This is a genomic window from Pseudomonas sp. PDM24 (assembly GCF_019218905.1).
Taxonomy (GTDB): Bacteria; Pseudomonadota; Gammaproteobacteria; order Pseudomonadales; family Pseudomonadaceae; genus Aquipseudomonas.
On the sequence record NZ_JAHUWR010000005.1, the window covers coordinates 1 to 17,721 of the forward strand.

22 protein-coding genes are annotated in these 17,721 nt (G+C 59.4%); 14 read left to right on the top strand and 8 right to left on the bottom strand.

All coding sequences use genetic code 11. The annotated features are described in order from the left end of the window. Positions 1-192 (top strand): hypothetical protein (locus KW837_RS17060; protein ID WP_218397413.1); only part of this gene is annotated, 192 nt, incomplete at its 5' end. Here the strand turns inward: KW837_RS17060 and KW837_RS17065 are convergent. Then, positions 189-368: a hypothetical protein gene (locus tag KW837_RS17065; RefSeq protein WP_218397415.1), complete on the bottom strand. Its 180-nt coding sequence runs from the start codon at positions 366-368 to the stop codon at positions 189-191. The genes KW837_RS17060 and KW837_RS17065 overlap by 4 nt on opposite strands. 198 nt (positions 369-566) lie before the next feature. Here KW837_RS17065 and rhtA point away from each other — a divergent pair, with 198 nt between their 5' ends. From rhtA to KW837_RS17085, 4 genes are all read left to right on the top strand, one after another. After that, entirely contained in the window at positions 567-1,454 is an 888-nt protein-coding gene (gene rhtA, locus KW837_RS17070; RefSeq protein ID WP_218397417.1) for a threonine/homoserine exporter RhtA, read from the top strand. A gap of 168 nt (positions 1,455-1,622) precedes the next feature. Further along, positions 1,623-1,904, top strand: coding sequence for a hypothetical protein (locus KW837_RS17075; RefSeq protein ID WP_192344142.1), 282 nt, complete (start codon positions 1,623-1,625; stop codon positions 1,902-1,904). A 98-nt stretch (positions 1,905-2,002) separates the two neighbouring features. Beyond that, the gene (locus tag KW837_RS17080) at positions 2,003-2,743 is read left to right on the top strand and encodes an SDR family oxidoreductase (protein WP_123497452.1); all 741 of its coding nucleotides are present in this window, start codon (positions 2,003-2,005) and stop codon (positions 2,741-2,743) included. Between the two features lie 36 nt (positions 2,744-2,779). Further along, complete coding sequence (locus tag KW837_RS17085) at positions 2,780-3,376, top strand: 2-hydroxychromene-2-carboxylate isomerase (protein WP_218397419.1); 597 nt, start codon at positions 2,780-2,782, stop codon at positions 3,374-3,376. A gap of 58 nt (positions 3,377-3,434) precedes the next feature. On the opposite strand, the gene KW837_RS17090 is transcribed toward KW837_RS17085, so the two are convergent. The 4 genes from KW837_RS17090 to KW837_RS17105 form a co-directional block, all read right to left on the bottom strand. Further along, positions 3,435-5,243 carry an aminopeptidase P family protein gene (locus KW837_RS17090; RefSeq protein ID WP_218397420.1) on the bottom strand — a complete coding sequence of 603 codons (1,809 nt, stop codon included), beginning with the start codon at positions 5,241-5,243 and terminating at the stop codon, positions 3,435-3,437. 55 nt (positions 5,244-5,298) lie between these two features. Continuing rightward, positions 5,299-6,465, bottom strand: coding sequence for a cysteine desulfurase family protein (locus KW837_RS17095; RefSeq protein ID WP_218397422.1), 1,167 nt, complete (start codon positions 6,463-6,465; stop codon positions 5,299-5,301). 205 nt (positions 6,466-6,670) lie between these two features. Beyond that, the gene (locus KW837_RS17100) at positions 6,671-7,285 is read right to left on the bottom strand and encodes a LysE family translocator (RefSeq protein ID WP_218397424.1); all 615 of its coding nucleotides are present in this window, start codon (positions 7,283-7,285) and stop codon (positions 6,671-6,673) included. Between the two features lie 97 nt (positions 7,286-7,382). Beyond that, on the bottom strand, positions 7,383-7,652 hold the full coding sequence (locus tag KW837_RS17105) for a hypothetical protein (protein WP_008075566.1): 270 nt from the start codon (positions 7,650-7,652) through the stop codon (positions 7,383-7,385). Between the two features lie 223 nt (positions 7,653-7,875). Here KW837_RS17105 and KW837_RS17110 point away from each other — a divergent pair, with 223 nt between their 5' ends. The 9 genes from KW837_RS17110 to KW837_RS17150 all read left to right on the top strand — a co-directional run bounded on the left by KW837_RS17110 (position 7,876) and on the right by KW837_RS17150 (position 15,005). Next, the gene (locus tag KW837_RS17110; RefSeq protein WP_192344136.1) at positions 7,876-8,334 is read left to right on the top strand and encodes a VOC family protein; all 459 of its coding nucleotides are present in this window, start codon (positions 7,876-7,878) and stop codon (positions 8,332-8,334) included. 359 nt (positions 8,335-8,693) lie between these two features. Continuing rightward, positions 8,694-9,899 (top strand): PepSY domain-containing protein, encoded by a 1,206-nt coding sequence (locus tag KW837_RS17115; RefSeq protein ID WP_192344135.1) that lies wholly within the window; start codon positions 8,694-8,696, stop codon positions 9,897-9,899. After that, entirely contained in the window at positions 9,896-10,438 is a 543-nt protein-coding gene (locus KW837_RS17120; RefSeq protein ID WP_218397426.1) for a thiamine pyrophosphate-binding protein, read from the top strand. The genes KW837_RS17115 and KW837_RS17120 overlap by 4 nt, the downstream gene beginning before the upstream one ends. Further along, complete coding sequence (locus tag KW837_RS17125; RefSeq protein WP_218397428.1) at positions 10,435-10,764, top strand: hypothetical protein; 330 nt, start codon at positions 10,435-10,437, stop codon at positions 10,762-10,764. Before KW837_RS17120 ends, KW837_RS17125 begins: the two co-directional genes overlap by 4 nt. Beyond that, positions 10,761-11,336, top strand: coding sequence for a DUF6162 family protein (locus tag KW837_RS17130; RefSeq protein WP_218397429.1), 576 nt, complete (start codon positions 10,761-10,763; stop codon positions 11,334-11,336). The genes KW837_RS17125 and KW837_RS17130 overlap by 4 nt, the downstream gene beginning before the upstream one ends. A gap of 35 nt (positions 11,337-11,371) precedes the next feature. Beyond that, positions 11,372-12,301, top strand: coding sequence for a metal ABC transporter substrate-binding protein (locus KW837_RS17135; RefSeq protein ID WP_218397432.1), 930 nt, complete (start codon positions 11,372-11,374; stop codon positions 12,299-12,301). Positions 12,302-12,375: 74 nt separating this feature from the next. Next, positions 12,376-13,134 carry a metal ABC transporter ATP-binding protein gene (locus KW837_RS17140; protein ID WP_218398027.1) on the top strand — a complete coding sequence of 253 codons (759 nt, stop codon included), beginning with the start codon at positions 12,376-12,378 and terminating at the stop codon, positions 13,132-13,134. After that, positions 13,134-14,033, top strand: a complete 900-nt coding sequence (locus tag KW837_RS17145; protein WP_218397434.1) for a metal ABC transporter permease — start codon at positions 13,134-13,136, stop codon at positions 14,031-14,033. Before KW837_RS17140 ends, KW837_RS17145 begins: the two co-directional genes overlap by 1 nt. Then, entirely contained in the window at positions 14,034-15,005 is a 972-nt protein-coding gene (locus KW837_RS17150) for a metal ABC transporter solute-binding protein, Zn/Mn family (RefSeq protein WP_218397436.1), read from the top strand. It begins immediately after the preceding gene. Positions 15,006-15,209: 204 nt separating this feature from the next. Here KW837_RS17150 and KW837_RS17155 read toward each other — a convergent pair whose 3' ends face one another. From KW837_RS17155 to KW837_RS17165, 3 genes are all read right to left on the bottom strand, one after another. Continuing rightward, positions 15,210-15,437 carry an MbtH family protein gene (locus KW837_RS17155; protein ID WP_007934245.1) on the bottom strand — a complete coding sequence of 76 codons (228 nt, stop codon included), beginning with the start codon at positions 15,435-15,437 and terminating at the stop codon, positions 15,210-15,212. Between the two features lie 81 nt (positions 15,438-15,518). Continuing rightward, the gene (locus KW837_RS17160) at positions 15,519-16,931 is read right to left on the bottom strand and encodes an aspartate aminotransferase family protein (RefSeq protein WP_218397438.1); all 1,413 of its coding nucleotides are present in this window, start codon (positions 16,929-16,931) and stop codon (positions 15,519-15,521) included. A 143-nt stretch (positions 16,932-17,074) separates the two neighbouring features. Then, the gene (locus tag KW837_RS17165) at positions 17,075-17,560 is read right to left on the bottom strand and encodes a GNAT family N-acetyltransferase (protein ID WP_218397440.1); all 486 of its coding nucleotides are present in this window, start codon (positions 17,558-17,560) and stop codon (positions 17,075-17,077) included. Between the last annotated feature and the right edge of the window lie 161 nt (positions 17,561-17,721).

Below are 17,721 nucleotides of genomic sequence, written 5' to 3' on the forward strand. Positions count from 1 at the left end.
CTCCACAAGCACCCACACGAATTGCTTGATTCAGTTGTTAAAGAGCGGTTGGTTAAGATCTTTCGTCTCAACCGAGGCGCGCATTCTACAGCAGCCTCTGTTACTGTCAAGCGGTTATTTTCAGAAGCTTTCAAAGTTTCGCTTGGGAATCTTCAACAACTTCAACCACTTGCGCTTCCGATCTCTCGTTAGCGGGAGGCGAATTCTACAGCGTTACTCGCTGCTGTCAACACCTCTTTTTCTCCACTTTCGACCGAGATGATCGAACCGCCAAAAGAGCCAAACAACACCGCTCTTTCAACTCCTTCTGGCTTCGATGAACTGAAGCGCAACCGCTGCCGAAAACTGCGTAACTCTTTGTTTGCCAAGGAGTTTTCCGTTTCGACTGCGCCGGAAGTGGGGCGAATTATAGACCTCCAGAATCTGCCGTCAAGCCCTGATTTGGTTTTTCTATCAGGATGTTCAAAAACCCTGCTTATATATAGACGCGCCCGCAACGAATGCGCAGTATATTGCCCAACACATACAACAATACTCTCGCTTGCCACTTCGGACGATGCCACGCAATGAATGACCACCCCCGCAGCCTTGCCTCGACCCTGTTCTCGGTTGGCCTGCTCTTGATAGCCATGGCATCAATCCAGTCCGGAGCCTCCCTGGCCAAAAGCATGTTCCCGGTTATCGGTGCTCAAGGAACGACCACCCTGCGACTGATCTTTGCCAGTGTGATCATGCTGCTGATATTGCGCCCATGGCGAGCGAAGCTCACTGCGAAATCCCTGCGCACCGTTATCGTCTACGGGATGGCGTTGGGCGGCATGAACTTCCTCTTCTATATGTCCTTGCGCACTGTCCCCCTGGGTATCGCCGTAGCCCTGGAGTTCACCGGCCCATTGGCAGTCGCTATTTACGCCTCACGTCGAGCGATCGACTTTTTATGGATCGCTCTGGCAGCCCTGGGTTTACTGTTATTGATTCCGACAGGCGCCACGAGCGCGGGCATCGATCTGGTCGGCGCAGGTTATGCCCTCGGTGCTGGTGTCTGCTGGGCGCTGTACATTCTGTTCGGCCAGAAGGCTGGCGCTGATAATGGGGTGCAGACCGCTGCGTTGGGCGTGATGATTGCCGCCCTGTTCGTAGCGCCCATCGGCATTGTCCACGCTGGCGCTGCGCTACTGACACCCTCGTTGATTCCCGTGGCCATCGGGGTCGCCATTTTGTCCACCGCCCTGCCCTACACCCTGGAGATGGTCGCCCTCACACGGATACCAGCCCGGACCTTCGGTACATTGATGAGCATCGAACCCGCGATCGGTGCGCTGTCCGGCCTGTTGTTTCTCCAGGAATACCTTTCCCTGTCACAGTGGTTGGCTATCCTGTGCATCATTCTGGCTTCCGTCGGCGCGACCATGACCATGGGGAGTAGCGCCAAGCCTGTGGTCGCAGCAGATTGAAACAAGATTGACGAAGGTCTGGTATTTGCCGCTCAATTAGGCCATGTTTGGGCTACGTAACTCAGTGTCAGACATGGATTTTTTCAGATAGGGACATCAGAACGCTTCAAGCAAAAGCGAATGCAGGCAGACCCAGGCACAGATCCGGGGCCGCTATTAAGGACAGCAATGAAACGAATTTTGATACTGATCGCCGTACTTGCAATTGCGGGCTGCGCAGCGACCTCGAAACCCCAGACGAAACACGGCAAGAAAGGACTGCATATCAATTGTTCGGGGCTCTCGTCCTCGTGGGACAAGTGCTACACCAGCGCCGCCAATTCGTGCGCGCCCAAGGGTTACAAGGTCATCGCCAAGTCAGGGGATGCGGTGGAAGAACCCGGTGACTATCCCTTTGGCCTCAATCCTGCCGGCTATACCAGCCGCAGCATGATCGTCATCTGCAAGTAACCCTCCCCGCCTATCGGGCTTGCATAGCCCGATAGGCGCTTCGCTCCGATGCTGCTAACGTTTGTCAGTCAATGACCGTTCAGCAAAGGGCGATATCCATGACCACCGCTATCAATAACAAGAAGATCGTACTGGTCGTCGGCGCGGGCGATGCCACCGGCGGCGCCATCGCCAAACGTTTTGCCCGTGAAGGGTATATCGCCTGCGTCACACGTCGCAGCGCAGACAAACTCCAGCCATTGGTAGAGTCCATCACCGCCAGTGGCGGCGAGGCCCACGGTTTTGCCTGTGATGCGCGTAATGAAGAAGACGTGATAGCGCTCATCGAGCAGATCGAAACCGAGCTCGGCCCCATCGAAGCGTTCGTCTTCAATATCGGCGCCAATGTGCCGTGCAGCATCCTCGAAGAAACCGCCCGCAAGTATTTCAAGATTTGGGAAATGGCCTGTTTCTCAGGGTTTCTCAACGCCCGTGAAGTGGCCAAGCGCATGGTCACCCGCCAACGGGGCACGATCCTGTTCACCGGCGCCACTGCTGGCTTGCGCGGCGCCGCGGGTTTCGCCGCCTTCGCCGGGGCGAAGCACGGGATTCGCGCCTTGGCGCAAAGCATGGCCCGCGAACTGGGACCGATGAACATCCACGTCGCCCACGTCGTAGTGGATGGCGCCATCGATACCGATTTTATCCGCGATAACTTTCCGGAAAAATACGCGACCAAGGATCAGGACGGCATCCTCAATCCCGAGCACATCGCCGACAACTATTGGTACCTGCACAGCCAGCCACGGGACGCCTGGACCTTCGAGCTGGATCTGCGCCCCTGGAACGAACGCTGGTAAGCCCTCCCCTACAACAATAAGAAGAGCACATCGACCATGAGCAAAACCGTGGAGTTCTTTTTCGACCTCGGCAGCCCCGCCACTTACCTGGCCCATACCCAACTGCCAAAGATCTGCAAACAGACCGATAGTCAGCTGATCTACAGACCGATGCTGCTGGGTGGCGTCTTCAAAGCTACTGGCAATGCTTCCCCCATCAACGTACCGGCCAAGGGTCGCTACATGTTTCAGGACCTGGACCGCTATGCCAAACGTTATGGCGTACAGCTGAAGTTCAACCCGAACTTCCCGATCAATACCCTGATGCTGATGCGCGCTGTCACAGGTATGCAACTACGCCACCCCGAACGCTTTCAGGCATTTATCGATTGCCTGTTTCACGCCCTTTGGGTTGAGGGATGCAGCCTCGATGATCCTGCGACTGTTGCCGCCGTGCTGACGCAAAACGGTTTCGATCCAAACGAGGTGCTGGCAATGACCGCCGATGAAACCGTCAAAGCCGCCCTCAAGGAAAACACTGAGGAAGCGGTGCAACGCGGTGTATTCGGTGCACCGAGCATGTTTATAGGTGATCAGTTGTTCTTCGGCCAGGATCGGCTGGACTTCGTCCTTGAAGCCCTACTTAAGCAATAACAAGCGCCTGCCTATGACCTGAGCCAGGCGCTGGAAACAGCGCCTGGACTCAAACCGCTCAAATAGCCGCGGTTCGGGTGTTCAACCATTCGAGGGCCGCACCGTTGAGCAACGGGCTCAGGCGTTCACGCACCTCGGCGTGATAACCGTTGAACCACTGCTTTTCGTCTTCAGTCAGCAGCGACGGTTCCAGGCAACGGGTGTCGATCGGGCACAGAGTCAGGGTTTCGAATTTCAGGAACTCCCCGAATTCGCTCTTGCCTGCTTCACGATTCAATACCAGGTTCTCGATCCGCACACCCCAGCGGCCCGGACGGTAAGTGCCCGGTTCGATGGAGGTGATCATGCCTGGCTGCATCGCTGTTTGCGGTGCCGCCGCGGCCTGATAGGCGATGACTTGCGGACCTTCGTGAACATTGAGGAAATAGCCGACGCCGTGACCGGTGCCGTGGCCGTAGTCGACGCTTTCCGCCCAGATCGGCGCGCGGGCAATAGCGTCCAGCAACGGCGACAGAATACCTCGTGGAAACTGTGCACGGGAGAGCGCAATCACGCCTTTGAGTACGCGGGTGCAATCGCGCTTCTGCTCGTCAGTCGGCGTACCCACCGGCACCATTCGGGTGATGTCGGTGGTACCGCCCAGGTATTGGCCGCCGGAGTCGATCAGCAACAGGCCGTCACCCTCGATCACCGCGTGTTCTTCTTCGGTGGCGTGGTAGTGCGGCATCGCTCCGTTGGCGTTAAACGCGGCAATGGTGTTGAAGCTCAGCGAGACATAATCCGGACGTCGGGTACGCGCCGCGGTCAGGTGTTCGTCGATGGTCAGTTCGGTGATGCGCTCACGCCCCCAAGCCGCTTCCAGCCAGGCGAAGAATTCGCACAGCGCCGCGCCATCCTGCTCCATGGCTCGACGAATGTGTTCGGCATCGGCCAGGCTTTTCTGCGACTTGGCCAGAGTGGTCGGGTTCAGGCCTTCGAGCAGTTTCACGCCGCTGTTCAGGTTATCCAGCAGACCGGCCGTGACCCGCGCCGGATCGACTTGCAGGCTCTCGCCGCTCGGCACGGCGCGCAAGGCGTCGGTTACTTCGCTGTAATCGCGCAGGGTCACGCCGTCCTGTTCGAGAATGGCGCGCAGCTCGGCGCTCACTTTGCTCAGGGCGACGAACAAGGTGGCCTGCCGCTGGCTGATCAGGGCGAAGGACACGAACACCGGATTGAACGACACGTCGCCGCCGCGCAGGTTGAACAACCAGGCGATGTCATCGAGGGTGGCGATGAAGTGCCAGTCGGCACCGCGCTCTTTCAGCACCTCACGCAGTTTGGCGAGTTTTTCGCCACGGCTGACCGTTGCCTGAGGCGGCAAGTGTTGATAGATCGGCTCATTCGGCAGACTTGGACGATCACTCCAGACTTCATTCAGCAGATCGATGTCGGTGCGCAGACGTGCGCCGCGTTCTTCGAGTTTGCTGCTCAAAGTACGCGCGGAGGCCATGGCCATCACCGCGCCATCGACTGCAACGACACCGCCTTCAGGGGTTTGCTCGGCCAGCCAATCGAGCGGGCCGGGTTGACCCGGTTGCAGCTTGACCAGCTCGATGCCGCTGCCCTTGAGCTCCTTGCTCGCTTGTTCCCAATAGCGGCTGTCGGCCCAGACGCCGGCAAAATCCGGCGTAACGATCAGCGTGCCCACCGAGCCATGAAAACCCGACAACCACTGCCGTCCCTGCCAATAGCCCGGCAGGTATTCCGACAGGTGCGGGTCGGCTGACGGCACCAGCAGCGCATGAATACCCTCCCGGCTCATCAACTCACGGGTTTGCGCCAGGCGCTGGGGTACCAATCCATTGGTCAAAGGCTGTGTACTCATCGTGTCTCCTGCTAACCACTCATCATTATTATTCGGTGCCGATCGGAGCCGGCGCTTAAGGACCTGTCGCCCAGAATGCCGGAGCACTGGCGCAAATTGCTTTAATCAGGTGTACCGCTTGATCGATATCCTGCTCGGTGGTGAAACGCCCCAGGCTCAAGCGAATGGTGCGACTGGCCGAGCGTGCGTCATGCCCCAGGGCCAGAAGCACATGGGACGGCGCATTGCTGGCAGAATTACAGGCCGAGGTCGCGGAAAACGCGATCGAGGTGCTCAACGCCGCGGAACTGAACTCGCCTTCGTTGAAAGTCAGGCTCAAGGTATGGGGAATGCGCTGGGTCGAACTGCCATTGAGACGCACGCCGGGGATGCTCAGCAGCGGTTCAAGCAAGCGTTCACGCAGATGCGCGATGGTGGCTTTCTCTTCATCGAACAATTGCGCCGCCAACGCGAAGGCTGCACCCATTGCGGCAATCTGGTGCGTCGCCAGCGTGCCGGAGCGCAACCCGCCCTCATGACCGCCGCCGTGGATCTGCGCCTGCAGACGCAGCTGCGCACGAGGGCCGACATACAGCGCGCCGATGCCTTTTGGACCGTAGACCTTGTGCGCCGAGAACGACATCAAATCCACCGGCCACCGGGCCAGATCGATCGCCACTTTGCCCGCGCCCTGAGCCGCATCAACGTGGAATAACGCATCGCGATCACGCACCACCTGGCCGATGGCCGGGATGTCATTGACGGTGCCCAGTTCGTTATTGACCAGCATCAACGACACCAGAAAGGTGTCCTCACGCATTGCTTCGCTGACCGCTTGTGGAGTAATCAGGCCATCGGCATCGGGCACCAGATATGTCACCGCAACGCCTGCGTCCTGCAACTGTTTTGCAGTGTCGAGAATCGCTTTGTGTTCGATCTGGCTGGTGATGATGTGGCCGCCGGAAACACCGCGGGCCTGGGCCACGCCCTTGAGGGCAAGGTTGTTGGATTCGGTGGCGCCGGAGGTCCAGACGATCTGTTCCGCCTGGGCGCCCACCAATTCGGCCACCTGGCGCCGTGCTTGCTCGACCGATTGCCGGGCCTGTTGGCCGAAGGCGTGGGAACTGGACGCAGGATTGCCGAAGTTACCGGTGAAACCCAGACACTCGACCATGACCTTGATGACCCGCTCATCCACCGGCGTGGTGGCGGCGTAGTCGAAATACAACGGACGTTTATTCATAAAAGACTCGCAGAGCGTGTTCCGGGATCAGGAAGCTCGTCACTGGAAATGTCAAAGCGCCGCCTCATGAGCGACGCCGAATTTTCAGAACGACAGCAATACCTGATCGGAGGCCATTAAAGAAGAACAACTTCATTTAAAAGTGCGTAGGAACGCTCCTGAAGTCGAGCTTAACAGGCATCGGGCCACCGGATGAAGCAATGCGTCAGCTAAAACTGTCGAGCAATAAAGGATACAGCGAAGCCACCAACAGTAAGGCCATACCCCAGTTGAACAGCCGCAACCAGCGGCGATCGCGCAGCACATTGCGCAGCAGCGTGCCGCAACCGGCCCACACCCCAACGCTTGGCAGGTTGATCAAGGCGAAGACCGCGGCAATCACAATCACATTGGTGAAATAGCCCTGCATCGGCGTGTAGGTGCTGATGGCACCGATGGCCATGATCCAAGCCTTGGGGTTGACCCATTGAAACGCTGCCGCCCCCAAATAACTGATCGGCCTGCCCTCACCCTGTTCACCCTCGGCTACCGGCCCGGAATGAGCAATCTTCCACGCCAGGTACAGCAAATACGCCGCGCCGACATAGCGCAACACGGTGTAAAGCATTGGATAGGTTTGAAACACCGTGCCCAGGCCGAAACCGACAGCGACCACCAGGACGAAGAAGCCACAAGTGATGCCCAGCATGTGGGGAATGGTGCGCTGAAAGCCGAAATTCACGCCAGAGGCCAGCAACATGGTGTTGTTCGGACCGGGGGTGATCGAGGTGACAAGGGCAAACAGGGCAAAGCCCAGCAGCAGGTCGAGCGAGAGTGTCATGGGTGGCAGTCCATCAGGGTCAGGTATTGACCCTATCGCACGCCTTGAGGGAAACCCATGGACAGTTGCGTGAAAGTTCGAGCAGTACAGTTGTCACTCAGCTTTGGCGGCCGTGCAGCTGTACTGCGCGTTCGGCGTTCATCTCGCCTTGTTTGTCGAAACTGAACGATTTTGCCGGCTGGCCGAGCAATTCGGCTTTCTTCGCATGGTACTCGTCGAAGGACAAGCCACGACGATTCAGCGCCTCCAGCGCCAGTTCCCGGGTTTCTTCAGCGGTGTAGGGCCTCAATTCCGGTGAAACATGGCTGGCACATCCGGCGAGAACGGAGATGGCGAGCAGCAAGAAAGTGGCGAGCAGAGATTTCATTTCGGGCGTCCGCAGATCTGTGTTTTGGTCAATGAACACAGGCTACCCGTGCCGCTCGAAGGGTAGAAATCAACGCTCTCGATAGTGGGTATCGGATCAAAAGATCGCAGCCTTCGGCAACTGCTCGTCGGGCACTCGGTTGCGGGAAAAGGGCTGACCTATAGTTATTCGACCGGAAATCGGCGAAGGAACACCTTAACCCCACAACAAAAGGAGAACCGTCATGAGCGTAAAACCTATTCCAGAGGGTTATCACAGCATCACCCCTTATCTAGGCATTCAGAAAGCTGCCGAAGCCATCGACTTCTACAAGAAGGCCTTTGGCGCCACCGAAGTCATGCGCCTGGCCATGCCCGATGGCGGCATCGGGCACGCTGAGCTGCGTATTGGTGACTGCCCGATCATGCTTGGCACACCCTGCGACCAGGGCCCATTGAGCAACCCGGACAAGTCGCCGTCCGTGGGGCTGCATCTGTATGTGAACGATGTGGACAAGTCCTTTAAACAGGCCATCGATGCCGGTGCCACGCAGGTGTCCGAGGTCAAGGATCAGTTTTATGGCGACCGTTCGGGGACTTTGAAAGATCCCTACGGGCATCTATGGTTTCTGGCCACGCGCAAGGAGGATCTGACTCAGGAGCAGATCGAACAGCGGGCGAAGGAGATGTTTAAGCAGGGTTGAGTTTTCCAGTGAATGTTCGGGCCTCTTCGCGAGCAAGCCCGCTCCCACAGTTGATCGGCTGCGTACACATAATGTGTGTTCGACACCAATCCAATGTGGGAGCGGGCTTGCTCGCGAAGAGGCCATCACCTTCAACATCCAATTTGACTGTCAGACCTTTTCGCAAATAAACCCGCCCCCCGTCCAGCCAGCAACACGAAACATTTACTTTCATATCCCCTTTCGGGATTTCCGATGCTCATACGTCTTATTTAGATGCAGTCGGTCGCGTAGGCAAAAGCCACGGCCGGACTTTTCATGGACCGCACCGCTGGGAAGCCCACAGCAGTAGTCCTCTCATCGAAACAAGACCTTTAATCATGTCGAAGAAATCCCGCTCAAAACTCTGGTTTCTGGTCCATAGCTGGCTGGCGCTGCCCATCTGGTTTTTTGTATTGATCGTCTGTGTGACCGGCACGCTGGCGGTGGTCAGTCAGGAAATCGTCTGGCTGGCCAACCCGCAAATGCGCGCCAGCGCGCCTTCAGACGACGCGCCGCTGCTCAACTATGACCAGATTGTCGCCGCCATCAAACAGGCCGAACCCCAGACGCTGGTCCAGGGCATCAGTCGCCCCGACGAGTCGCATTTCGCCCTCGACGTGGACGTCAGTTACCCGGACGGCCGCTCGGTGACGGTCTATGTGAACCCCTATAGCGGGGTGATTCAGGGCACCGCTCCACAATTCAATTTCAAGGCATTCACCCGCGCACTGCATGGCTGGTGGCTGGTGCCGTTCACCAACGGCTACAGCTGGGGCTGGTATCTGGTGTCGTTCCTCGGGCTGCCGATGCTGGCGTCGCTGGTGACCGGGTTGGTGGTCTACAAACGGTTCTGGAAAGGCTTCTTTCGACCGACCCTGCGCATTCGCCATGGCGCGCGGATTTTCTGGGGCGACTTTCATCGGCTCAGCGGCATCTGGTCGATCTGGTTCATTGCGGTGATCTCGATCACCGGTGTCTGGTTCCTGATCAAGGCGATTCTGTTCGACAACCAGATTTCGATTACCACGGAACCGGTGGTGTCGGTCGTCTCGCGTGAAAGCGTGCCGTTGACCACCACCGGCAAGCCGGCCCCGATGATCAGCCTGGAACAGGCGATCAAGGTCGCTCAGGAGCAAATCCCTGGACTTGACGCCAGTTTCGTCACCCTGCCGAGCAACGCTTACAGCCATCTGTCCGTGGGCGGTCGTAGCTGGTATCCCCTGATGTACCAGACGGCCGAGGTCAACCCGTACAACGGCGATATTGCCAGCACACGGCTGCTGTCCGATCGCTCCAGCCTGGAATTCGTGACCGAGTCGATGCGTCCGTTGCACACCGGTGACTTTGGCGGGATCTGGATCAAGCTGATCTGGTTCTTCTTCGGTTTGCTGCTGAGCATGATGGTGCTCAGCGGCTTGCTGATCTGGACCAAACGCACCGCCCTGGCCACCGCCAATGCGTTCAAGCGCAGCAACAAGGCGCCGCGCCCGGTGTCGAGACCGCAAACGGTCATGAACCGCCAGACTCCGGAGGGCAACCTGTGAGCAAGACGATCACTGCACCGCAGCCTTCGCGTGCGAGCCTTCTTTGGCGCAAATGGCGCTTCCACATCAACATTTTCTTGCTGCTGATCCCTTTGGGCTTCATGCCCAAATACTTTGCCGACGCCTCGCTGTTTCGCGGTGACAGCGGACTGGGGGAGCGGGAAATCGGCGAAATCCAGGTCGGCCCCTGGAGCCTGCAACTGGCCGAACTGCGCAACGAAGCGCCCCTGTTGACCGGCCCCGCCGGCTACATGAAAGGCTTCAACGCAGCGCTGTGCGAACGCTGTCGCGATCAGGTCAAGGCGACTTACCTGCGCATCGGCAAACCCCGCAGCCTGCGCGCGGCCGGTGCGATTTTCTTCGGTACGCCGTACCGCATGGGCGCAATGCTGCCGGTACCCGAAAAGACCAAAACCGACGCCGAGCTGTGGATCACCATGGAAGGCTGGGACGGCGCCATGCATCAAGCGTCCATCCCCCTGAGCCAGGCATCCCCGGCCACCCTCGCCTGGCTGAACAAACAAGGAGGCAAACCATGATCAACGCTTTTCGCCCTCTGCACGCCGTTTTACTGGTGCTCTGCGCCGCCTTCAGCACCAGCGCCCAGGCTCACAACCCGATGTGCGAATGCAAGGCCATCGATGCAGAACAGATCCAGTGCACCGGCGGTTTCTCCGACGGCAGCGGCGCGCCGGGCGTGACCCTGGACGTGATCGGCTACGACGAAACCATTCTGGTGCCGGGCAAACTCGGCGCCGATTCGACCCTGACGTTCAAGAAGCCCGGCGCTGAATTCTATGTGCTGTTCGACGCCGGTCCCGGCCATGTCGTCGAGATCGACCAAGCGGACATCCAGGCCCCATGACGACACCAACCACACACATCGTCCGCCCGGCCGGCGCCGGCCATGAAACCCTCTATGTGTTGCTGCTGTGCCTGATGATCCTGGCGGTTGCCGGCTCCGTGGTCGCCTGGCGCGGCGAGGCTCAGGAAGTGAGCAGCGTTGGCAGCCATCAACTGGATGCCCGTCGTGATCTGAGCGCCTCCGAGCAAGGTATTTACGCCGACCTGCGGGTCACGCTGGATGAAATTCATCTGTTGCGTCAGGAACAGCAAACATTGCCCACACCTTCCACCCTCGCCGATGAAGGTTTTGCGCCGTTTGCCCAGGACGCCAGTTCCGTCAGCCGCGGTGGCCATGCCTGGCAGTTGCTGGACACCAAGGCCTACTTCGGCCAGAGCCAGGTCCCAACCGTGGCCGGTTCGTTTCTGATGCGCTTGACCGCTGAAGACGACACCGCGCCGGACATCTGGCTCAACCGCGGCAGCGCCCTCCCCGTTCCGAACGATCTCACCGATGCTGCGCTCAACGGCGCCGGCTGGCAGCAGATCGTCGCGCAATTCGATGCCGGCGTCACCCGCCAGCATCGGCATTGAACCCTAGCCTTCACCCGAGAGAAGACCGCTTTCCCATGCCTAGTTCATCTCAACGTCAGTCCTTTTTTCGTCTGCTGATGGTCGGCCTGTTTGCCTGTTTGCTGACACCTCTGGCCATTGCCGACGAAGCCAAGCGCCTGCGCATCGGTATCACCCTGCACCCTTATTACAGTTACGTGGCCAACATCGTCGGCGACAAGGCCGAAGTGGTGCCGTTGATCCAGGCCGGTTTCAACCCCCATGCCTACGAGCCGCGGGCCGAAGACATCAAACGCATCAGCGGGCTGGACGTGATCGTGCTCAACGGCGTGGGCCATGACGACTTCGCCGACCGCATGATCGCCGCCAGCGAAACCCCGAACATCAAGGTGATCGAAGCCAACGAAAACGTGCCTCTGCTGGCCGCCACCGGCGTTGCTGCCCGGGGTGCCGGCAAGGTGGTCAACCCGCACACATTCCTGTCGATCAGCGCTTCCATTGCCCAGGTCAACAACATCGCCCGGGAACTGGGCAAGCTCGACCCGGCCAATGCCAAAACCTATACACAAAACGCTCGCGCCTACGGCAAACGCCTGCGGCAGATGCGCGCCGACGCCCTGGCAAAACTGACCCAGGCGCCGAACGCCGAGTTGCGCGTGGCCACCGTCCATGCTGCCTACGACTATCTGCTGCGCGAGTTTGGCCTGGAAGTGACCGCCGTGGTCGAGCCGGCCCACGGTATCGAACCGAGCCCCAGCCAGCTGAAAAAGACCATCGATCAGCTGCGGGAGCTGGACGTGAAAGTGATCTTCTCGGAGATGGATTTTCCGTCCACCTACGTCGAGACCATTCAGCGTGAGTCCGGGGTGAAGCTGTATCCGCTGTCGCACATTTCCTATGGCGAATACACCGCCGACAAGTACGAAAAAGAAATGACCGGCAACCTCAATACCGTGGTCCGCGCGATTCAGGAGTCCGGCGCATGACGGCTCAAGAAACCATCACTGAATCCCCTGTGGGAGCGGGCTTGCTCGCGAAGAGGGAGTATCCGTCGACATCAATGTTGACTGACCCAGCGCTTTCGCGAGCAAGCCCGCTCCCACAGGTTTCGGGGCCGACCCTGGATTTCGCCGAGGTCAGCCTCACGCTGGGTCGCACGACGATCCTCGACAAGGTGACCTTTCAAGTCCGGCCCGGCAGCGTGCACGCACTGGTCGGCCCCAACGGTGGCGGCAAGAGCTCGCTGATCAAGACCCTGCTCGGGCAGATGCCGCATCAGGGTCGCTTGAGCCTGCAATGGCCTGGCGAACCGGGGACCATCGGCTACGTGCCCCAGGCGCTGGAATTCGATCGCGGTTTACCGATGACCGTCGATGACTTCATGGCCGCGATGTGCCAGCGGCGCCCGGCGTTTCTCGGGTTGAGTAAACACTACGCAGCGGCCATCGGCGAAGCACTGGAACGGGTCGGCATGCAGGACAAACGCAAGCGGCGCATGGGCGCATTGTCCGGCGGTGAGCGCCAGCGCGTTTTGTTGGCCCAAGGGCTGATTCCGGCGCCGCAATTGCTGGTACTCGATGAGCCAATGTCGGCCCTCGATGAGGCCGGCATTCAGGTGTTCGAACGGTTGCTGGGCGACTGGCGCCAAAGCGGCATCACCGTGCTGTGGATCGAGCATGATCTGGAAGCGGTCGGGCGACTGGCGGACCGGGTCACCGGGCTCAATCGCCGGGTGCTGTTCGATGCCACGCCGAAACAGGCACTGACTCCGGAGCGACTGCTGACCTTGTTCTCGACCCATCCCCGGAGCACTGCCTGATGAGTTACGAAGCCTTTCGTTTGATGGTCCAGGGCTGGGCCTCGTCGGGTTACCTGCCGGAAGCGCTGGCCTATGGATTTGTGGTCAACGCGCTGCTCGCCGGGCTGTTGATCGGCCCGGTGTTGGGTGGCTTGGGTACGCTGGTGGTGGTCAAGCGTTTCGCGTTTTTCTCCGAAGCGGTGGGCCATGCGGCGCTGACCGGTGTGGCCATCGGCATTCTGCTCGGCGAGCCCTACACCGGGCCTTATGGCAGCCTGTTCGGTTACTGCCTGCTGTTCGGCATTTTGCTCAACTATTTACGCAACCGTACGGGGCTGGCGCCGGATACTTTGATCGGTGTGTTCCTTTCTGTGTCGTTGGCGTTGGGCGCCAGCCTGTTATTGATTCTGGCGGGCAAGATCAATGTGCACATCCTGGAAAACGTGCTGTTCGGTTCAGTGCTGACAGTCAACGGCAATGACCTGCTGGTGTTGGCCATTGTTGGTTCGCTGGTGATGGCGCTGGCCCTGCCGTTGTACAACCGCATCATGCTCGCCAGTTTCAATCCGCAACTGGCGGCGGTACGCGGTGTGGCGGTGAAGACTCTGGATTATCTGTTCGTGATTCTGGTGACCCTGATCACGGTGGCGGCGGTGAAAGTCATCGGGGCGATTCTGGTCGGCGCACTGTTGGTGATTCCTGCGGCGGCCGCGCGATTGCTCAGTCAGTCGTTGAAGGGTTTTTTCTGGTGTTCGGTGCTGATCGCCACGGTCAGCACGTTGTGCGGAATTCTCGCGCCGATTGTCTTTGACCTGCCTGTCCCGTCCGGTGCCGCGATCATTCTGGTGGCCGGTATCGCCTTCGCCCTGGCCGCGATTGCTCGTGGCATCGTTCCAAGTCTGAAAGGGAACCTCGGATAAATGTCTTTTTCTCTGCGTCAATTGACCCTGGCGCTGACCTTGTGTGGGCCAGCCTCGTTCAACGCATCCGCCACCGATACCTTCGAACCGATGCGTCTGCTGGCCAATCACGGTGTCGGTAACACCGCGCTCTTCGCCTCGACTTCAACGCACAAAGTGCTGGTGCTGGCGGCGTTGCCTGTGACCTACGGTCTGGGTGCCCTGCTGCTGGAGGGCACCGATGTCAGCCTTGAGCGCGCCGCGCCGGCCAACCTGCCCGGCAGTCGGCAGGCCGCTTATTTCACCGGCCGTGGCGCTCAAGCGCTCAATAAGCTGGCGATCGACGCCGATGCGGTCATCGGCCTGCGTTCGCTATGGCCGGATGATCCGCTGTACCCGAACGCCCGTCGCAGCAATATCCGCATCATTGAAATCGACGCCGCCCGCCCGGTGGATGGCGCCCTGCCCGGCATCGCCGTACAGCCTGGCAGCAAGATCGACGGCTTGAACAGTCAGCCTTGGTTGGCCAGCAACAACATGGGCCGGATGGCGGATGTCATGGCGGCAGACCTGGTGCGCCTGGCGCCAGCGGCCAAACCGAAGATAGACGCCAACCTGGCAGCACTCAAACAGCGCCTGCTCAAGCTCAGCGCTGACAGCGAATCACGCTTGGCCAATGCCGACAACTTGAGTGTGATGAGCCTGAGCGATCATTTCGGCTACCTGATCGGCGGCCTTAACCTGGAGCTGATCGGCCTGGATGCACGGCCGGATGCCGAGTGGACGCCGGAGGCGCTCAAACAACTGGGTGCGACGCTCAAAGACAATGACGTGGCGGTGGTATTGCATCATCGCCAGCCGCCGGACGCGGTGAAAGCGTTGATTGCCGAGACGGGTAGTCGGTTGGTGGTGTTGAGTGTCGATGCGGCGGATCCGGTGGCCGAATTGGAAGGGAATGTGGGTTTGGTGATTAAAGGGTTGGACGGCGCGTAACGTCAGTTGCACCGTGTAATCGTTCTTCGCGAGCAAGCCCGCTCCCACATTTGATCGGTGGTGATCGTAAATTCTGTGATCGACACAAATCCACTGTGGGAGCGGGCTTGCTCGCGAAGGCGGCCTGACAGGCAACACGGAATCCAGACCAAGAAAAAGCCCGCTGAACCGGTAAGATCAGCGGGCTTCTTTTTGCGCGGTGACTCAGTGAGCCACAGCCGCCTGTTCTTCCATTTTCTGGCGCAAGCTCAGTGGACGCATGTCGGTCCAGACCTCTTCGATGTAGGCCAGGCATTCCTTTTTCAGGCCGCTCTTGCCCACGGTGCGCCAGCCTTGTGGCACGGCTTTGTAGTCGGGCCAGATCGAGTATTGCTCTTCGTGGTTGACCACGACCTGAAAGAGGATGTCCTCGCGGTCGAATACTGACGTCATGCTGTCTCTCCATCGCTGTAGGGTGGGCTGCACGCCGTGCGCAGCCGTTATGTAGAAGGAACGTTCAAGGCACCAAAAAATTTAGAGGCTGGCAGTGGCTGCGGCCATGGCCCTGCCGAAAATGTCGGCCACCCGATCGATTTCTGCTGCTGTGATCACCAACGGTGGCAGGAAACGCACGACACCGCCGTGACGCCCGCCCAGCTCGAGGATCAATCCGCGTTTGAGGCATTCGCGCTGCACCAACGGCGCCAGACGAGCGAATATCGGTGGATGGCCTTGAGCGTCCGGCGCGCCGGTCGGGTCGACCAGCTCAACGCCCAGCATCAAGCCCCGTCCACGGATATCGCCCAGTTGCGGGAAGTCCCGTTGCAGGATGTGCAGGTGTTCACTCAAGCGTTCGCCCATGGCAGAGGCGTGCTCGCAAACCTTGTGCTCTGTCAGGTAGCGCATCACCGCAGAGCCTGCGGCCATTGCCATCTGATTACCGCGGAAGGTCCCGGCATGGGCGCCCGGCAGCCAGGTGTCGAGCCAGTCGCGATAGACCACCACCGCCAGCGGCAGGCTGCCGCCGATGGCCTTGGACATCACCACCACGTCCGGAATAATCCCGGCGTGCTCGAAGGCGAACATCTTGCCGGTGCGGGCAAAACCGCTCTGGATCTCATCGACGATCAGCGCTACGCCGGCCTTCTCGGTGATGCGTCGCACGCCGCGCAGCCAGTCGAGATCGGCCGGAATCACCCCGCCCTCGCCCTGTACCGCTTCGACGATCACCGCAGCGGGCAATTGCACGCCGGCCTCTGGATCATTCAGCAGGTTTTCCAGGTAACTCAGGTTGACCTGCACCCCCTGCGCACCGCCGAGCCCGAACGGGCAACGGTAATCGTAGGGATACGGCATGAACTGCACGCCACTGCTGAGCAACGCACCCAACGGCTTTTTCGGCCCCAGACTGCCCATCAGGCTCAGCGCGCCCTGGCTCATGCCGTGGTAACCGCCCTGGAACGACAAAACCGTGCTGCGCCCGGTGGCGGTGCGCACCAATTTCAGCGCGGCTTCTACCGCATCGGTACCGGTGGGGCCGCAGAACTGAATCTTCGCTTCAGCGGCCAATGCCGGCGGCAACAGACCGAACAGGTCCTGAACAAACTGATCCTTCACCGGCGTGGTCAGGTCGAGTGTGTGCAGCGGCAGTTCATCGGTCAGCACTTGCTGGATCGCTTCGATCACCACCGGGTGGTTGTGTCCCAAAGCCAGAGTCCCCGCACCGGCCAGGCAATCAATGAAACTGCGGCCTTCGACATCCTCGACATAAATGCCCTTGGCTCGCTTGAGTGCCAGGGGAATGCGCCGCGGATAGCTGCGAGCGTTCGACTCCTGCTGGCTTTGACGAGCCAGCAATGGCGATTCGTTGAACTGATAAAGCGTCTCGGCAGGCGTCGGAACGATCCGGGCAGGCTGATCTTCGATAAGGCTGATAGCGACTGACATCTCTCGATCCCTCAATACGCTGTTGATAGTGACCAAAACTGCACACCGGGCAGGTGCGCGTTCCGGTCACGGGGCGCACTTGCAGGTTTTCCTGTTCTGGAAACGCATCAGGACCTCAAGGATTTAGACCCTCGATCAGCTTTCTATGAAGGTGGTGACAGCGCCTTGTGCATGGGAATGGCGTGGAGTCCCGCCACGGTGAAGGTTTCAGCGCAAGCCCGGTAACCCAGACGGTGGTAAAACGCCTCACCGGTACGGGTGCTGTTGAGCCGCGCGTGAGGCAAACCCTGAGCGATCAACCAGGTTTCGAGATCCTGCACCAATGCTTGTCCGGCGCCTCGTCGAAACCATTCCGGCTGTACATAGCAGAACGCGATCTTGCCGCTGATCGCCGCCATGGCGACGCCGATCGGTTTGTCCTGCAACAGGGCGATGTTCAGGTACAAGCGCGAGTCGACCAGCCAGGGTTGCACGTGTTCGATGGTTTTGTTGTGAGTCCAGGCGGCGACGGTTCGCGGATCGTTGCGATGATCCAGCGCGCAGCCGACGCGAATGGAGCGCTCGACGATGCGGCTGATGATCCCGGCGTCGGCAGGCGTTGCCTTGCAGATGTGTATCGATGCATCCATGGCGCTGTTACCTCAATCCATTGAGTCAAAGCTGCCAGGGACGATAACGTTGTGGGCGCCGGGTGGCTAATGGAGAGACGTTACATTTGGTGTGCGACACAGACCAGCTATCTGATTCAGGATAGTCACAGGTCCTGTGATCACACAGATCCACTGTGGGA

Bases quoted from the DNA above. Each gene is read 5' to 3' on its own strand.
- KW837_RS17135 (WP_218397432.1), top strand. From the start codon at position 11,372: ATGCCTAGTTCATCTCAACGTCAGTCCTTTTTTCGTCTGCTGATGGTC.
- KW837_RS17085 (WP_218397419.1), top strand. From the start codon at position 2,780: ATGAGCAAAACCGTGGAGTTCTTTTTCGACCTCGGCAGCCCCGCCACT.
- KW837_RS17125 (WP_218397428.1), top strand. From the start codon at position 10,435: ATGATCAACGCTTTTCGCCCTCTGCACGCCGTTTTACTGGTGCTCTGC.
- KW837_RS17155 (WP_007934245.1), bottom strand. From the start codon at position 15,437: ATGACGTCAGTATTCGACCGCGAGGACATCCTCTTTCAGGTCGTGGTC.
- KW837_RS17105 (WP_008075566.1), bottom strand. From the start codon at position 7,652: ATGAAATCTCTGCTCGCCACTTTCTTGCTGCTCGCCATCTCCGTTCTC.
- KW837_RS17075 (WP_192344142.1), top strand. From the start codon at position 1,623: ATGAAACGAATTTTGATACTGATCGCCGTACTTGCAATTGCGGGCTGC.
- KW837_RS17160 (WP_218397438.1), bottom strand. From the start codon at position 16,931: ATGTCAGTCGCTATCAGCCTTATCGAAGATCAGCCTGCCCGGATCGTT.
- KW837_RS17165 (WP_218397440.1), bottom strand. From the start codon at position 17,560: ATGGATGCATCGATACACATCTGCAAGGCAACGCCTGCCGACGCCGGG.
- KW837_RS17150 (WP_218397436.1), top strand. From the start codon at position 14,034: ATGTCTTTTTCTCTGCGTCAATTGACCCTGGCGCTGACCTTGTGTGGG.
- KW837_RS17145 (WP_218397434.1), top strand. From the start codon at position 13,134: ATGAGTTACGAAGCCTTTCGTTTGATGGTCCAGGGCTGGGCCTCGTCG.
- rhtA (WP_218397417.1), top strand. From the start codon at position 567: ATGAATGACCACCCCCGCAGCCTTGCCTCGACCCTGTTCTCGGTTGGC.
- KW837_RS17140 (WP_218398027.1), top strand. From the start codon at position 12,376: ATGTTGACTGACCCAGCGCTTTCGCGAGCAAGCCCGCTCCCACAGGTT.
- KW837_RS17090 (WP_218397420.1), bottom strand. From the start codon at position 5,243: ATGAGTACACAGCCTTTGACCAATGGATTGGTACCCCAGCGCCTGGCG.
- KW837_RS17080 (WP_123497452.1), top strand. From the start codon at position 2,003: ATGACCACCGCTATCAATAACAAGAAGATCGTACTGGTCGTCGGCGCG.
- KW837_RS17130 (WP_218397429.1), top strand. From the start codon at position 10,761: ATGACGACACCAACCACACACATCGTCCGCCCGGCCGGCGCCGGCCAT.
- KW837_RS17110 (WP_192344136.1), top strand. From the start codon at position 7,876: ATGAGCGTAAAACCTATTCCAGAGGGTTATCACAGCATCACCCCTTAT.
- KW837_RS17115 (WP_192344135.1), top strand. From the start codon at position 8,694: ATGTCGAAGAAATCCCGCTCAAAACTCTGGTTTCTGGTCCATAGCTGG.
- KW837_RS17095 (WP_218397422.1), bottom strand. From the start codon at position 6,465: ATGAATAAACGTCCGTTGTATTTCGACTACGCCGCCACCACGCCGGTG.
- KW837_RS17100 (WP_218397424.1), bottom strand. From the start codon at position 7,285: ATGACACTCTCGCTCGACCTGCTGCTGGGCTTTGCCCTGTTTGCCCTT.